16 protein-coding genes and 1 pseudogene are annotated in these 16,741 nt (G+C 39.6%); 16 read left to right on the forward strand and 1 reads right to left on the reverse strand.

All coding sequences use genetic code 11. The features are described from left to right. The first annotated feature begins 1 nt into the window (after position 1). The 9 genes and pseudogenes from thiW to R8925_RS02505 all read left to right on the forward strand — a co-directional run bounded on the left by thiW (position 2) and on the right by R8925_RS02505 (position 9,350). A complete protein-coding gene (gene thiW, locus R8925_RS02465; protein WP_430534332.1) occupies positions 2-493 on the forward strand; it encodes an energy coupling factor transporter S component ThiW in 492 nt (163 codons plus the stop codon). A gap of 606 nt (positions 494-1,099) precedes the next feature. Next, a complete protein-coding gene (locus R8925_RS02470; RefSeq protein WP_430534333.1) occupies positions 1,100-2,284 on the forward strand; it encodes a betaine/proline/choline family ABC transporter ATP-binding protein in 1,185 nt (394 codons plus the stop codon). A gap of 18 nt (positions 2,285-2,302) precedes the next feature. Next, positions 2,303-2,956 carry an ABC transporter permease gene (locus R8925_RS02475; RefSeq protein ID WP_185342285.1) on the forward strand — a complete coding sequence of 218 codons (654 nt, stop codon included), beginning with the start codon at positions 2,303-2,305 and terminating at the stop codon, positions 2,954-2,956. A gap of 18 nt (positions 2,957-2,974) precedes the next feature. Then, complete coding sequence (locus tag R8925_RS02480; RefSeq protein WP_430539395.1) at positions 2,975-3,892, forward strand: osmoprotectant ABC transporter substrate-binding protein; 918 nt, start codon at positions 2,975-2,977, stop codon at positions 3,890-3,892. A 15-nt stretch (positions 3,893-3,907) separates the two neighbouring features. Then, positions 3,908-4,579 (forward strand): ABC transporter permease, encoded by a 672-nt coding sequence (locus tag R8925_RS02485; protein ID WP_430534335.1) that lies wholly within the window; start codon positions 3,908-3,910, stop codon positions 4,577-4,579. 111 nt (positions 4,580-4,690) lie between these two features. Further along, positions 4,691-5,191 carry an AAA family ATPase gene (locus tag R8925_RS02490; protein ID WP_430534336.1) on the forward strand — a complete coding sequence of 167 codons (501 nt, stop codon included), beginning with the start codon at positions 4,691-4,693 and terminating at the stop codon, positions 5,189-5,191. Between the two features lie 106 nt (positions 5,192-5,297). Beyond that, a pseudogene (locus tag R8925_RS02495) lies at positions 5,298-5,486 on the forward strand (metalloregulator ArsR/SmtB family transcription factor); the annotation flags it as partial. A 138-nt stretch (positions 5,487-5,624) separates the two neighbouring features. Continuing rightward, entirely contained in the window at positions 5,625-6,035 is a 411-nt protein-coding gene (locus tag R8925_RS02500) for an SRPBCC family protein (protein WP_430539396.1), read from the forward strand. A gap of 144 nt (positions 6,036-6,179) precedes the next feature. Next, positions 6,180-9,350: an ATP-binding cassette domain-containing protein gene (locus tag R8925_RS02505; RefSeq protein WP_430534338.1), complete on the forward strand. Its 3,171-nt coding sequence runs from the start codon at positions 6,180-6,182 to the stop codon at positions 9,348-9,350. A 54-nt stretch (positions 9,351-9,404) separates the two neighbouring features. Here R8925_RS02505 and R8925_RS02510 read toward each other — a convergent pair whose 3' ends face one another. Then, positions 9,405-9,692: a hypothetical protein gene (locus R8925_RS02510; RefSeq protein WP_430534339.1), complete on the reverse strand. Its 288-nt coding sequence runs from the start codon at positions 9,690-9,692 to the stop codon at positions 9,405-9,407. Between the two features lie 187 nt (positions 9,693-9,879). Here R8925_RS02510 and R8925_RS02515 point away from each other — a divergent pair, with 187 nt between their 5' ends. The 7 genes from R8925_RS02515 (at position 9,880) to R8925_RS02545 (ending at position 16,613) form a co-directional block, all read left to right on the forward strand. Continuing rightward, entirely contained in the window at positions 9,880-10,719 is an 840-nt protein-coding gene (locus R8925_RS02515; RefSeq protein ID WP_430534340.1) for a hypothetical protein, read from the forward strand. A gap of 25 nt (positions 10,720-10,744) precedes the next feature. Next, positions 10,745-11,659 (forward strand): UDP-N-acetylmuramate dehydrogenase, encoded by a 915-nt coding sequence (gene murB, locus R8925_RS02520; RefSeq protein WP_430534341.1) that lies wholly within the window; start codon positions 10,745-10,747, stop codon positions 11,657-11,659. Between the two features lie 118 nt (positions 11,660-11,777). Further along, positions 11,778-12,818 carry an AI-2E family transporter gene (locus R8925_RS02525; protein ID WP_430534342.1) on the forward strand — a complete coding sequence of 347 codons (1,041 nt, stop codon included), beginning with the start codon at positions 11,778-11,780 and terminating at the stop codon, positions 12,816-12,818. Positions 12,819-12,881: 63 nt separating this feature from the next. Next, the gene (locus R8925_RS02530; RefSeq protein ID WP_430534343.1) at positions 12,882-14,150 is read left to right on the forward strand and encodes an alkaline phosphatase family protein; all 1,269 of its coding nucleotides are present in this window, start codon (positions 12,882-12,884) and stop codon (positions 14,148-14,150) included. A 19-nt stretch (positions 14,151-14,169) separates the two neighbouring features. Next, entirely contained in the window at positions 14,170-15,417 is a 1,248-nt protein-coding gene (locus tag R8925_RS02535; protein ID WP_430534344.1) for an MFS transporter, read from the forward strand. Positions 15,418-15,544: 127 nt separating this feature from the next. Beyond that, entirely contained in the window at positions 15,545-16,015 is a 471-nt protein-coding gene (locus R8925_RS02540; protein ID WP_430534345.1) for an SRPBCC domain-containing protein, read from the forward strand. Positions 16,016-16,232: 217 nt separating this feature from the next. After that, entirely contained in the window at positions 16,233-16,613 is a 381-nt protein-coding gene (locus R8925_RS02545) for a MerR family transcriptional regulator (protein ID WP_430534346.1), read from the forward strand. Positions 16,614-16,741 lie beyond the last annotated feature (128 nt).

The following is a 16,741-nucleotide window of genomic DNA, read 5'->3' on the forward strand; positions in this document are numbered from 1 at the left end:
TATGGTGCTAAAAAAATGGCTTTATACTGCAATGCTCATGGCAATTTCTTTTGTAGGAAGTAGTTTTATCTCTGTACCAGTCGGTTTTGCAAAAATTGCTCCTGTACAACATTTGGTAAACTTGATTAGTGCTGTGATGCTTGGGCCAGGATATGCTGTAGCGCAAGCGTTTGGAACCTCTGTTTTGCGGAATCTCTTTGGAACAGGCACGATTTTTGCATTTCCTGGGAGTATGATTGGCGCGTTGTTCGCGGGGCTGCTCTACAACTATACGAAAAAGCTCTGGTTAGCAGCTGTCGGCGAAATGGTTGGAACGGGGGTTCTCGGTGCTCTAATATGCTATCTTATTGCTCGCCTATTTTTAACACAACAAATGACAATGTGGGTGTTTATTCCCTCGTTCTTCTTGAGTTCTCTCATTGGAGCGCTTATAGGCTATATTATTCTCAGAAAAATAGATACCAGATTAACACTTACAAATCGATTATTGTAAATAGCTTACGATGATTTCTTTACGTACTACAATGTAGATAGAAAAATTTTTTATAGCACACCGAAGCGCCTGCCTCCTAGCTAGAGATAGGCGCTTCTTTATTGGCCATATATAACAATATTTCTGCACCTACTTGATAGAGGTTTAAGTGTTATTTTCCGATTTTGGCAATTCAAATCTATATCTTTATCTGAATAAAAACCGCTATTTTTCCATGTGAATCTTGTTTTTTATAAGAAATTTCAAAAGTTCCCTAAATGCCTATGAGTAGTGCATTTGATGGAGCTTTTTTCTATTGGAATAGGCACATATGAGGCGTGCTCATTCGCTTTTTAATTTTGGTTACGTTATAATGTGGATTAGAAAGGGCTGTGTTATTTGGAATAGAATCAACTTTTTGATTTCTTACTCGCTATAACTGTGTTCTAATTTATACAACCAGTTAAAAGTTGAGAGGCGTTTATTCCCAACTTTTATTTCTTTTTATTGGTAAGTTTTTCCTTTTTTATAACAGAATGGAAATACATATATCGCGAGTCAAGGGTTATTTGATTCACAGCTTTCACCTAGCATTGTGCTAGTCAATTAAACTCGGAGGTGTCTAGATTGCTAAGATTTGAGCATGTTTCAAAAATTTACAAGGGCGGTAAAACAGCCGTCAATGATCTAAACTTAGATATTGAACGTGGCGAATTTATTTGTTTTATCGGGCCAAGTGGTTGCGGGAAGACAACAACGATGAAAATGATTAACCGCTTGATTGAGCCAACGAATGGCCAAATTTTTATTAACGACAAGGATATCATGAAGGAAGATCCAGTGAAATTGCGTCGTTCGATTGGGTATGTTATTCAGCAGATTGGGCTAATGCCACATATGACAATTCGCGAAAATATTGTACTCGTTCCGAAACTTTTGAAATGGTCGGAAGAGAAGAAAAATGAGAGAGCGGCAGAGCTGATTAAATTGGTCGATTTACCGGAAGAATATTTAGATCGTTATCCATATGAGCTAAGTGGTGGACAGCAACAGCGGATTGGTGTGCTTCGGGCGCTTGCTGCGGAACAAAATTTGATTTTAATGGATGAGCCTTTTGGTGCGCTTGATCCAATTACGCGTGATTCACTGCAAGAGGAATTTAAGAATTTGCAGAGAGAGCTTGGAAAGACGATTATTTTTGTCACGCATGACATGGATGAGGCTATCAAACTTGCGGATCGAATTGTGATTATGCGAGGTGGCGAGATTGTACAATTTGACACGCCGGATGAGATTTTGCGTAATCCTGCTGATAAATTTGTAGAAGATTTCATTGGGAAAGATCGCTTGATTGAGGCACGACCTAATGTGACGAATGTAGAGCAAATCATGAATAAGGCACCTGTTTCGATTACGGCGGATAAATCACTGCAAGCGGCTATCCAATTAATGAAAGAGCGCCGTGTTGATACGCTTCTGGTGACAGATGATCAAAATGTGTTGAAAGGAATTATTGATGTGGAGGCAATCGAGCATAATCGCAGGATTGCGACATCAGTTGTTGATATTTTGGACAAAAATGTTTTCTATGTGCGGAAGGATGCCTTGCTACGCGATACAATGCAGCGGATTTTAAAACGAGGCTTCAAGTATGTACCAGTTGTCGACGAGAAAAATCGTTTGGTAGGGATTGTAACGCGCGCAAGCCTTGTTGATATTGTTTATGATTCGATTTGGGGCGATTTAGAAGAAGCTGCGGCAGAACATGCGGAATCTGCGCAAGAGCTTGAAAAAGAAGAAGTACACGAGTAAAGTAGGAGGTTATTTTTAATGGACGCGATAACACAATTTTTTCAAGACAACGGCCATGACCTGCTAGTAAAAACGTGGGAACATCTCTATATTTCGCTTTCTGCGGTTATATTGGGGATTGTCGTGGCTGTACCGGTGGGCATTCTTTTAACACGCTCGCCAAAAATCGCTAATTTTGTAATCGGTATAGTTAGTGTGTTACAAACAGTACCATCACTTGCCATCTTAGCTTTTATTATTCCAATTCTTGGCGTTGGTAAAGTACCGGCGATTGTAGCATTGTTTATTTACTCTGTGCTACCAATTATGCGTAACACATTTATCGGCGTTCGTGGTGTGGATAAAAATCTCATTGAATCGGGGCGCGGCATGGGGATGACTTCTTGGCAACTAATCAAAAATGTCGAACTACCTAACTCAATTTCGGTCATTATGGCAGGTATTCGTTTATCCGCCGTTTACATCATCGCATGGGCAACGCTTGCCTCATACATTGGTGCGGGCGGTCTCGGTGATTTTATTTTTAACGGCTTGAATCTTTATCGCCCAGATTTAATTCTCGGAGGTGCGATTCCAGTTACAATTTTGGCGCTGTTAGTTGAATTTTTCCTAGGCAAATTAGAAGTTCGAATTACACCAAAAGCGATTCGTGCAGCAAAAGAGAATATGTAAGGAGGGACAGTAAAAATGATGAAAAAACCGCTCAAACTTGCCGCTGTCATCCTGCTTGGCGTATCACTCTTATCGGCTTGTGCCCTTCCAGGACTTGGCGGAAGCACAGATGGCACGATTAAAGTTGGGACGATGTCAACAACGGAATCACAGATTGTAGGCAATATTGTGAAGCAAATGATTGAACATGATACAGATTTAAAAGTAGAAATGGTGAATAATCTTGGTTCGTCTGTTGTGCAACACCAAGCGATGGTGAATGGCGATATTGATATTTCAGCTACGCGTTACACAGGAACCGATTTAGTTGGACCGCTTGGTGAAGAACCTATAAAAGACCCTGAAAAAGCAATGGAAGCCGTGCAAAAAGGCTTTTCGGAGCGTTTTGATCAATATTGGTTTGACTCATATGGTTTTGCGAACACCTATGCTTTTATGGTACGACAAGATACCGCTAAAAAATACAATTTGAAGACGATTAGCGATATGCGTCCAGTGGAAGATCAACTTGTTGCAGGGGTTGATAATTCATGGATGGAGCGAGCTGGAGATGGATATAAGGCATTTTCCAAAGAATATGATATCACATTCAAGAAAATTTTTCCGATGCAGATTGGTTTAATTTACACGGCGCTTAAGAACGATCAGATGGATGTGGCGCTTGGTTACTCAACAGATGGCCGGATTCCGACGTATGATCTTGTTGTCCTAAAAGACGATAAGCAATTTTTCCCGCCATATGATGCATCCCCAATGGCTACCAATGCTATTTTAAAAGAACATCCAGAACTAAAAACAACGATTAATAAACTAGTTGGCACGATTTCAACGGAAGAAATGCAAAAATTAAACTACCAAGCAGATGGCGAATTAAAAGAACCGTCTATCGTTGCCGAGGAGTTTTTGAAGAAACATAATTACTTTGAAAATAAATAAGGAGGTGTCGACAAAATGGAAACTTTTTCACAACTCATTGACTATTATCAAAACAATGCAACCTATGTCATGGAGGCATTCTGGCGACATTTCTTAATGAGTGTTTATGGTGTTATTTTTGCGGCAATTGTGGCGATTCCACTAGGTATTTACATTGCACGTAAGAAGAAACTAGCTGGTTGGGTTATTCAAACGGCGAACGTAATTCAAACGATTCCGGCCTTAGCTTTGCTCGCCATGTTGATGCTCGTAATGGGACTAGGAACAAATACAGTGGTACTTTCCCTATTCCTTTACTCCATCTTACCAATCCTAAAAAATACGTATACAGGCATTCAAAACGTAGATGGTGCGCTATTAGAGTCAGGAAAAGCGATGGGTATGACGAAGTGGCAAGTGTTGCGAATGATTGAAATTCCGTTAGCACTCTCCGTTATCATGGCGGGGATTAGAAATGCCCTAGTTATCGCAATCGGTGTTGCAGCAATCGGTACTTTTGTTGGAGCAGGTGGGCTTGGTGATATTATTGTCCGTGGAACGAATGCAACAAACGGAACGGCAATTATTTTAGCTGGGGCGATTCCAACAGCGCTGATGGCTGTTATGGCCGATGTGTTACTCGGTTGGGTCGAACGCAAATTAAATCCCGTAAAGAATAAAAAGAAAAAATTTGTAGAAGCATTATAAATAAAAGCGAACTATTATGACCTTAATCGGATTAATAGTTCGTTTTTGATTGGGTAAAAAATTTTTTTTGCAAAATAAATAATAATTGGTTCGGTTTTAGGGGGAGACTGCATGAAAACAAAGTTAATTATTATTCGTGGAAACTCTGGAAGTGGTAAAACAACCATCGCCAAACAGTTGCAGCATGAGCTAGGTCCAGGCACGCTAGTTGTTTCCCAAGACACAGTTCGTCGTGATATGCTGCATGTAAAGGACCGTCACGCCAATCCAAGTGTTGAACTTATTCGAATAATTGCAGAATATGGAAAAAACAAGAGTAAATATGTCATTGTAGAAGGTATTCTTGGTAAAGAAATATATCAAGATATGCTATATAAACTCATTCAGTTTTTTGATAACAACGCAGATGTCTATTATTTTAACCTTTCATTTTCCGAAACAGTAAAGAGACATCAAACCAAGAAAAATGCACATGAATTTGGCATTCAGAAACTCAAACAATGGTGGCTAGAAGAAGATTATCTAGGTGTCGAAAATGAAATAACACTCCCAGAAAAATTATCGGAAAACGAGATAATGACTCTTATTCTTAGAAACGGATCTAGGACATAAGCAAATAAAAAGTTGACATGTCACCTTTTGGTGTCGTATAATGAACACGACAACAAAAGGTGTCCTATTTTTGTGAATGAACATTAGAGAAGAAAAGGTGGTGTGTATGCTTAGCGAAAAAGGCCAAGTAAGAGATGTCTATGATGCTGTTGCCGATCCAACGAGGCGGAAAATACTTCAAATACTGAACGATGTAGAAGAATTGCCCTTATACGAAATAACGGTTCATTTTAATATGGGTCGCACAGCCGTCTCCAAGCATTTGGCTATTTTGAAAGAAGCCAATCTTGTGGTGGCGCGAAAAGTGGGACGTGAAACCAGATACCGGTTAAACGCCCAGCCATTACAGGAAATTCAAGACTGGGTATCGTATTACGAAGGATTTTGGAAAGAACGAATGTTAAAATTAAATCAATTATTGGAGGAACAAAACATGAAACCAGATGTATCATTAGATTTTAAGTTCACAAGCTCAGTAGAAAAAGTATGGAACGCACTAACAGACTCAGATATGCTCGCGAAATGGATTTGGAATAACGACTTCAAGGCAGTTGTAGGGCATAAATTCCAATTCCGCGCAGAGCCTTCTGAATGGTGGGACGGCATTGTCAATTGCGAAGTCTTGAATATCGATGAGCCAAATTCAATCACATATACGTGGGCAAGTGCTGGTGAAACGACTACAGTCACTTGGACAGTAACTAAAAATGCGGACGGCACCGTACAGTTACGCTTAGACCAAAGTGGCTTCAGCGAGGAAACAAAATCGCGTCCAGGTGCTATCGAGGGTGCGACCTACGCATGGACAGAGATGGGCAACAAGCTTGGCACCGTCTTGTCATAAGTGAGTGAACAGAGTGTGATTCTAAAAAATGGAATTACGCTCTTTCTTTGTGAGGAGCTATTCGCAGTTGAACTTACATAATGAGATATGCGATAATTGTGTTTAAGCGTCATGACTAGATTGGAGAATGGAGAAGATACGCTAATGAAAATAAATCAATTAATTGCGAACAATATTGATCATCTGGATACGGAATTACCAACAGAAAAATCGCTGGGAATCGCCGGATTATCTGGGTCAGGAAAAACGACTTTTTGCCAGACAATTGGTGAAGAATCTAAGAAACGTCTTGTATCGCTATTACCGAAAGCAGAATATCAATATCTATTTCCTGAAATTATGGATACGAATTTTAGTGCTATCAAAATGGAAGAGATGCCACTCGTACTTTTTTTAGGAAAGTCATCTATTTCATCTAATCCGCGTTCTACGATTGGAACGCATACAGGCGTGTTTAAAGAAATTCGTGTCACGATGGCAGAGAAATTTGACTTATCACCAGAGCTTTTTTCGTTTAATAATGTGCTAGGTTGGTGTACTGGCTGTAAAGGGCGCGGAAGTAATAGTAATGTGACTTGTAAAAAGTGCGGTGGAAAACGCTTTAACCCTGAAGTTGAGACGTATAAAATCGAATTATTAGGAAGCGAGCATAGCATTTCGGATGTGAATAATTTAAGTATGGAAACGTTGCTCTCACTTAAAGAAGAATTAAATCTAAGCGAAGGCAAGCAACATATCTTGCAAAATATTATTAACATGAATATCGGTTATTTAACGCTAAACCGCATTATGGGAACGCTATCTGGTGGCGAATTAACGCGTCTTTATTTGGCCGAATTTATGGCGACAAGCGAAAACACGGTTATTATTATTGATGAAATCTCGGTTGGCTTAGATCACCAAACCTTGTTGAAAATTCTAGAACAAATTAAACAGCTGGGCTATAAAAATCAAATTTGGCTAATTGATCATTCCGACACAGTACTCGATGCGACGGATGAGCAACTGTTTTTCGGCCCAGGAAGTGGAAAATACGGTGGGAAATTAGTAGAAGAATCACCGCGACCAGCACCAGTTCATGTGGGAATAAATCAGGAAACGCCTATGGAATATTATCAATTTAAAGACCTTCATTGCCGCAATATTCAAATGGAGGAAATAGAGATTCCCCAAAACAGGCTTGTTACGTTTACCGGTGAATCCGGATGTGGGAAATCGACGCTAGTAAACGAATGTATCGCAAAAGATTTCTTAAAACGCTACCCGAAAGATAAGTTAGTTATGGTTGGGCAAAATCGCAATCAATCGATTACAAGCCGTTCCACTGTCGCAACTTTCCTTGATATTAAGAAAAAACTGACGAAATATACCGATGACATCGACGCAATTTTTGAACGTTCAATTGAGGATATTATTGACGAGTTACCAAAACAAGATCTTGCGCACAAACGTTTGAGCCTACTGATAAAATTAGGTTTGGGCTATTTGACGCTAGAGAGAAAAACACAGACACTGTCCACAGGAGAATTCCAGTGTGTACACTTAGTTTCAGAACTGTTTTCGGGTTCTAAAAATCCACATACACTATTCATTTTTGACGAACCATCTAAGGGGTTGTCCCAAAATATTCTAAACCAGTTTATTGACAGTATTCGAGTGATTTTGCAAGATGAATCAGTTTCTATGGTAATGATTGAGCATAATGATTATATGCTAGATGCCTCCGATTTCATTGTGGATTTTGGAAAAAGGCAAGTCGAGCCGGTCGAAAAATTGGATATTGTGACACATGAAGCGTTTTATCGGCAGAAAGATGGAGAGGCTAGTATACAGCCCGCGCCTATTACATCTACGTTAAAAGAACAAACAGGCATTCACTATCTGGAAAAAGATCATATGGCCTATTTCAAAAACGCAGAAAACATTTATAAAGGCGGAATTCTAAAAAGTCTATCATCCATGGCCCGCTTAATTTACGGCGAGTTTGAATCAGAAAAAATCGCACCTGTAGTCGCAATTGATTTGGAACGGCATTTGTATAGTCAATACAGTTTTCTTTTTGAGATGGGTGGGCTAATTAATCATATTGTGGCAGCGCATCCGACCAATAAGGATACAAGAAGCTTTGATTTTTATTCAGCAGATAATCATTGTCCTTACTGCTCTGGCCGACGCGTCATTGAAAAATTTGATTTTGAGGTCGTTATTCAAGACGGTAACGCACCATTTTGGGAAGGCATGTTGCACCCAGAAGTTATGAAAGTCTTAGAATTTTTCCAGTTCCAGAAGATTGAATTTTTGTTTGAAGAAATAAAAAACGAACTTGGTCATGATTTAAGCAAGCCGTACAATCAACTGACAGAAGCTGAAAAACACACATTTTTATACGGTTACTGGGAGAAATCGTTTTATGATAAAGCTGGTAAGGCAACGAGAACGTGGCAAGGATTTAATCAAATTATCGGTCGCTACATCGTGATTTCCAAATCAGTTATTAAAGAACAAATGAAGGAAACACGTGAGATGGTAACTTGCCCGATTTGTGAAGGAAGCGTTCTAGGACATCATAAACAATTAATGTTTGGCGAGATAGACATTCGTGAATTAATTCAGCAGCCAGTTGACCAAGTAATTGCAACAGTCGGTGCGCTTCCAGAACTTGAGCGGGTAAAGGAAATCGTTGGCGGAGACATGCCACTAACAGAAGACGTCTCCTTATTACCACGCGAACAACAAGTTGCTTTAAAAATGCTAGAACTAGAGCAAGCCAGCTTTGTTGGTTATGAAATGGTATTACAAAACGCGATTCCATTTTGGGATAAAATAGAGCGCAATATTGTAGCTATGAGCAAGAAAAACCAAGTGACTATTTGTGATTTTGCCAATATAAACGAGACGCGAGAAATGATTATCGATTCCTATTTCGTCAATGGTAAATACAAAAAACTAACCTATGTCTATGAAGCATTTGGCTACAAAAAAATCGTCACGCAAATAAATAAGGTGAAAAAAGCCCAATCATGCCCGTTCTGTAAAGGAAAGAAAATTATTTCCGAAGATGGACTGCATGACGGCGTTCAAAAGTTATCCATACCGTGCGTGACGTGCTCTGCTACAGGCATTAACGATGAGGGGTTAAAAGAAGTTGTGGAAGGCGTCAAAGTCGGAACATGGCTGACAGGAAAAGTGCGCGATGTGGTGGCAGAAGAGTCATTCACAGATGCAGTTGCTGACATTCTAATTTTCAATCGCATCCGCGAGTTAAATAAACAAGAAATGATGGCCGTTTACGAATGTCTAGAACAAAATAACTAAGAAAAGCCTCGTGTCACCGACTTTGATTAGTCAGACACGGGGCTTTATGACTTTTTAGAAGAGCGTCAAGAAATAAATAATGACATAAACAACACCAATGATTGCTGGAATAATGGAAGCCATCATCAGGAAAATCTGATACATCGGTTTGCGTTTCATCTGCATTCCCTTAATGCTCAAATAAAATCCAAGACAGCCACAACTGCCCATTAGAATTGCGACGATAAACAGCAGACTTTCAGGCCATGCCACATTATACATAAAATATAAACAAATATAGCCAAACAAGATAAATAAAATATTAATATCAACAAGCGCTTTCCATTTTTCATTTTTAGGCATATTCGCGACAACTCCTTACACAAGCAAGTATAGCTAAAATAGATGACTTATGCAAATCGATAGATGTAAATGACGATAACATTATTATGTAAACAAAAATGGTTTTGAAAACTTTTCCCTGACATTTTGGTCATTTTCATTTATAATGAAAGAATAGGTACAGAATTGCTGATTGAAGGTGATATTGATGGTAAATAAGAATCCGAAAGTGTATAAAAAAATGTTAGAGAACAATCATACATTGCCATACAAAGTCCGCGTAGACGGGAACTTATATGAAGTGATTGTCTATTCCATGCTTGGAAAAATTGCGGGCATTATTGTTGCTAATCTAGATGGTCTGACCGTCAATCGGGACATAGCCGAAAGAGTAATTATAGAGGTTCAAAAATATAGTTTTTACTTTGACTACTTAAAAAAGCGTACGCAAATCATGAAAGAGCGGGACAGCGTTACAGCAGAGCGTATCGAGGGCGTGCAACGAATTTTGAATGAAAAAGGGCTCTTTGGTGAGAAATTTCAGTCGGAAATAGATGAATTGAATTTAGCGCTCGAGGTTTACAAGCAACAACAACGCAAATTAGATATTTATCAAGAGGACATCGCGCTTTTGAATGAAAAGGTGGAAGCGCAACAGGAAATTTTGGAAGAGGATTGGAATCATGCGGAGGATTTGTCGCTCGCTTATGCTATAGCAGCGTATGGCCAAAGCCTTTACTTAGAGAAAACACGTGATACGCGTAAAAAAATGTTGAAGTGGACACAATTGCACGGTAAGATGCTACCTGCTGATCAGCGCCGTGCTTTATCGAAATTAGCCTTTGTTCTTAGTGAAGCCCAAGCAGGCCACATTTTTGAACAAATTATTTCGTTAATACCAATGCTTGAAAATGATTTGAACTTGAACCCGAATCAGGATATTCCAGCTCGTGTAAAGGATTATGGCAAGGCGTATGAAGCTCACTGCCGCGTGTACGAGCCGCCAATGGATAAGATTAGACCTTTAATTCGAAATAAGAAAGCCTAGAAATGGCGTAAGAAAGGTAAGGCTCATGTATATAACTCAAATAGTAGAACAGTTAAAACAAGAAATTCCAACACTTATCGTAAAGGTAGAAGAGGATTTGGCACCGTACACGTTTACAAAAACAGGCGGAAAAGCGGATCTTTTTGTGATGCCTACGAGTCATGATCTAGCCGCGAAAACGATCGCTTTTGCTCATGCCAATCAGATTCCGTTAACGATTCTTGGCAATGGCTCGAACCTGATTATTAAGGACGGAGGTATTCGTGGTATTGTCATGTACTTGGATGCACTCCACGCTATCAAACGAGAGGGCACGAAAGTCATTGCTGGTTGCGGTGCAAAGATTATTGATGTATCTCGTTTTGCGCTGGACGAATCACTCAGCGGTTTAGAATTCGCTTGTGGGATTCCAGGTTCTGTTGGTGGTGCGCTGTATATGAATGCAGGTGCGTACGGCGGTGAGATATCGGACGTTCTCATTGAAGCGACTGTCCTCACAGTGACCGGAGAACTGCTTCACCTAAAAAAAGATCAACTAGAGGCAAAATATCGTCGAAGTTCTATCGCAGATCAACATTACATCGTGCTAGAGGCAGTTTTTGAACTAGAATTAGCTGATAAACAAGCCATCCGCCTAAAAATGGACGAACTAACAGAAATGCGTGAATCAAAACAACCATTAGAATATCCTTCATGCGGTAGTGTTTTCAAACGCCCGCCAGGTCATTTTGCTGGAAAACTAATTCAAGAAGCTGGTTTGCAAGGTTATCAAATCGGTGGCGCGCAAGTCTCGATGAAGCATGCGGGCTTTATTGTAAATATTGACCATGCAACAGCAACGGACTACATGGAATTGATTGCACATGTCCAAAAGATTGTGTTAGAACAATCAGGTATCTTGTTAGAAACAGAAGTTAAGATTATTGGGGAAGATAAGTAAGCCGAAATCTCTTTAGCCGCTGGGTTAGAGAGATTTTTTTATTTGTAGGTTAAGGCATGCATGGCGAATCATTTTTTGTTACAATAGAGGGAGTTAAAAACAAGAGGAGGACGACATTTTGGACGCTTTAACCAAATTATTTTACAATCGCAGTTTTCGGCGTGTGCTCGTATTTGTCATTATCGCCGTTATCCTGTATCTACTTAGAAGCATGATTGATATTATCTTGCTGACGTTCATTTTTTCTTTCCTCATTAATAGGTTAGAGAATTTTATTTTGAAACGTATTTCTATCTATCGAAAAATTATCGTTATTATCCTGTATGCGTTTATAGCAATAGGTATTGCATTGTTGATAGTGAAATATATTCCGATGTTAATTGAGCAGCTGGACCAACTTATTCGTTCTATCAATCATTTTTACACGAAACCAAGTAATAATGAGACGGTAAACTATATTATGGGACTTGCGAAAGAATTTGAAATAACGAAATATGCGAACGATGGCATTCAGTTCTTATTCACGTACTTAGCGAATATCGGTGTTGTTGCGATGAATACGTTTATTGCGCTCATTTTAAGCTTGTTTTTCTCGCTTGGAAAAGAGCAGCTGATTTTGTTCACTAGCAAGTTTGGCCAAAGTAAAGTTGCTTTCATTTATGACGAGGTGAAATATTTCGGATCAAAATTCAATGAGACGTTTGGTAAAGTTATCGAAGCGCAGTTCATGATTGCTTTAGTAAACTGTGTTTTAACAACGATTGCACTTTGGATTATGGGATTCCCACAACTATTTTCACTTGCCATTATGGTTTTCCTATTAGGACTTATTCCGGTAGCAGGGGTTATCATCTCGATGATACCGCTAACGATTATTGCCTACACAATCGGTGGCGTGAACTATATTTTGATTATCTTGGTGCTAGTCGTTGTAATTCATGCATTAGAGTCATATGTATTGAATCCGAAACTGATGTCAGCTAAAACAGATTTACCAGTTTTCTATACATTCATCGTGTTGATTTTCTCCGAGCATTTCTTCGGGATTTGGGGCTTAATTGTCGGTATTCCGGTATTCATGTTCTTCCTAGATGTGCTGGGAGTTATTAGCAAAGATGAAGTGATGGTACATCCAGATCATAAAATAATAGACAAGTAGGCTAGAACTGGGAAGGTTGGTCAAGCAATTTTCCCAGTTTTTTTTAATGGAGGTAAGAAGAGTATGAGTCGTTATTTAGTAGTAGTTTCATTAGATGCATTGGGAGCAGAGGACTTGGAGGATATAGCGGATTTACCGACGCTTGCTTTCTTAAAGGAAAATGGAGCTCATGTGGCGAAAGTGGAAACGATTTATCCTTCGCTAACATATCCAGCACACACGACACTTGTGACGGGACATTACCCAAGAAAACACGGAATTGTAAATAATACAAAAATACAGCCTAGAAAAGCATCCCCAGACTGGTTTTGGTACCGAGATGCAATTAAAGTTCCGACATTATACGATGCTGCGAAACAAGCAGGTCTTACAACGGCGGCTTTTTTATGGCCTGTGGCAGCGCGGAGTTCGATTGATTATAATATTGCAGAGATTTTTCCAAACCGGTTTTGGTTGAGTCAAGTGATGGTATCATTGTGGGGGAGCTCACCAGGATTTTTAATGGACATGAATCGACGTTTCGGAAAATTACGACGAGGAATTGCCCAGCCAGAATTAGATGATTTTTTGATTGCTGCAGTGGAGGATACGATTTTGCGAAAGAAACCAAATTTGGTATTGGCACACTTTGTAGATATGGATAGTATGCGGCATGCGCACGGTGTAAAGTCGCAGGACGCGCAAGATGCACTGAAACGTCATGATACGCGGTTGGCTAGAATAATCGAAGCTACCAAACGAAACGGTACATATGAAGAGACTGTGTTTGTCGTGTTGGGCGATCATTATCAAATAGACGTACACTCGGCGATTCAACTTAATGTTTTGTTTGCGGGACAAGGCTGGCTTACTCTGAAGCAAGATAAAATTGTTGCATGGGAAGTTTATGCCAAAAGTTGTGACGGCTCATGCTATATTTATACAAAGGGAACGGTGGACCTTGCAGAAATTCAGTCACTTCTTGAAGGTCAGGAAGGTATCGAACAAATTTTTGATCAGGAAGAGGCCATAGCATTTGGCGCAGATAAAACGTGCACTCTCATGCTTGAAGCAAAGGCTGGCTATTATTTTAAAGATAATGCTGTTGGTGAAGTGATGCAGCGAGTAATGTCTGGTGATATCGGAAATCCTGACTCTTACCGAGCCGTTCATGGTTATTCTCCGCAGAAGCCGAATTATGCGACAACAATGATTGCATTTGGTAAGGGGATAAAGAGTGGGACTGTGATTCCAAGAGCGCGCCTCATTGATGAAGCACCAACATTCGCAGCGATTTTGAATCTTGACTTACCTAATACAGAAGGAACGATTATAGAAGCTATTTTTGACTAAGTAAAGGGGATACGTCTAGATGAAGTTGACAAAACAGGAGAAAAGCTGGGTTTTTCAGGATTGGGGAAATTCTGTTTATTCGATTATGATTACGACGGCAATTTTACCAATCTATTTTAAAGGAGTGGCGAGTAATGCAGGGATTGCGGATCATGTGTCGACCGCTTATTGGGGTTATGCAAACTCGCTTGGAACACTATTAATTTCGTTATTAGCGCCTATTCTTGGAACAATTGCTGACTATCAATTTTTCAAAAAACGCTTTTTTAGTCTATTCACGTGGCTAGGTATTGCTTTTACCGTGGCTTTCGTTTTTGTGCCAAGCGATCAATGGATGCTGTTGCTTATTTTTTATATGCTCTCGCTCATTGGATTTTCGGGTGCAAACATATTTTATGACTCATTTCTAGTCGATATCACTAGCAATGACCGAATGGACAAAGTTTCATCGTATGGTTATGCGTTCGGTTATTTAGGAAGTTGTATTCCATTCATCGCGTTTATCGTTTTTCAAGCTACCGGGATTTTGCCTATTAGTCAAACGATGTTACTAAATGGTGCATTCGTGCTGACGGCGGTTTGGTGGGCTGTTTTTACAATCCCGTTGTGGCGTAACGTTCACCAAGTTTATTTTATTCCACATGATAAAAAGCCTATTCGCAGTAGCTTTGTCAGACTTGGAAATACACTTAAAAATATTAAGCAGTATAGTAATATCGTATTGTTTCTTGTTGCGTATTTCTTTTATATCGATGGTGTGGATACGATTTTTCGAATGGCATCTTCTTATGGTATCGATCTGGGGATTTCTGATACAACGCTTATCATCGTCTTACTGGTGACACAAATTATCGCATTTCCGTGCACCATTATTTACGGGCAACTTGCGAAACACTTTGGTGGAAAGCCCTTGATATTGACTGCGATATTCATCTATATTATCATTTGTATTTATGCCATTTTCATGAAGACAGCAACAGACTTTTGGATATTGGCGATGCTAGTTGGTACATCACAAGGCGGAATTCAAGCGCTTAGCCGTTCTTATTTCGGTAAAATAATCCCAAAAGAACGCTCCAATGAATTTTATGGATTCTACAACATATTTGGCAAATTTTCAGCAATTATGGGTCCAGCATTAATGGGAGTCATTGCTCAAGTCACTGGCCACACACAATACGGTGTCGCGAGCCTTGTCGTTTTATTTGCAATTGGAGGTGTGTTATTGTTATTGGTGAAAGCTGAAAAGCCGAACCAGCCCGTTTAGATTCGACAGAAATTGTTAGGGGGAGCAGTTAAAACCCGTACTTGTTTTTTTAAGTAGGCCACGAAATTTCCAAGAAGCTGGATCCGAAGGCGCAAGACTTGACGCAGCACAAAAGGAGGAAAAAATAATGCAAAAAAAATATCAAAAAATATCGGAAACATCAGGTATTATGACATTTGATTTAGAGCTAAACAGTGAAATTTCTAAAGTATGGGATCTCATAGCTACAACAAAAGGATTGGCCCAATGGTTCCCAGAGCTGAGCATTGGCGAATCGGGTGTAGATGGATTAATCTTATTTGATTTTGGAAACGGCGAATATGAAGAAATGACGATCACTATGTATGAGCCCGAGTCTATTTTAGAGTACACCTGGGATAAAAATATGGTCCGTTTTGAATTAGTAGAACAAGATAATAAAATAAATCTCCGTTTTACAGAGGAAATAAACGAAAAAACAACACATACGCCGCGTGATATTTCTGGTTGGCATATGTGTTTGGAAAAAATTCAAGGTATTTTAGAAGACAAGGAAGTTTCATTCACAGAAGCCGAATTTTTAGCTCTATTTGATGAATACCAAGCATTGATGAACTAGTGATGTAAAAGTAAAAGAAGAGAAGGCTCAAACTAGCTTTGAAGAAGCGGCTAATCATCAGAAACAAGTGCTCGTAAAAGGTGGCGCGTTATCTTATCGACTGGGGAGCAGTTATTGTAGCTAAATTACTGCCGAATAAAAACCATCTTGACTTGAAGTAGGCTTCATGGTGTAAACTATCTGTTGACTATTAGATTAGCAAGGAGGAGGAATCCGAATGAATATTAAGCTAGTGAGTGAGGAGACCAATATTTCCGCGGACACAATTAGATATTACGAAAGAATTGGTCTCATTCCCCCGGTGCCTCGTAACGAAAACGGTATCCGTAAATTTGATGAGGAAGATGTAAGGTGGATTCTATTTAGTCGTCAAATGCGAAATGCTGGGCTTTCGATTGAGGCGTTAATTGAATATTTGAGCCTTTTTCGAGAAGGAGATACGACAATCCCTGCACGTGTAGCGCTTTTGAAGGAGCAGCGCAATGATTTGCAAAATCGAATTGACACGATGCAAAGCGCGCTGAGTCGTTTGGATTTCAAGATTGAAAATTATGGCAGTCATGTTGTACCAAATGAGAGAAAGCTAAAAGATTTTTGAAAAGTGGATAAAAAATAAGCATTCTAGCTTTTTGCTAGAATGCTTATTTTGGTGCGCCCAGCATGCGCAAATGCTAGGTGGTGAAAGTCCACTACAGGCTTGGCAGTAGGAACTGTTAGCTCAAGGCA

This window comes from Listeria rocourtiae subsp. hofi (assembly GCF_963575615.1).
GTDB classification, from domain to species: domain Bacteria; phylum Bacillota; class Bacilli; order Lactobacillales; family Listeriaceae; genus Listeria_A; species Listeria_A hofi.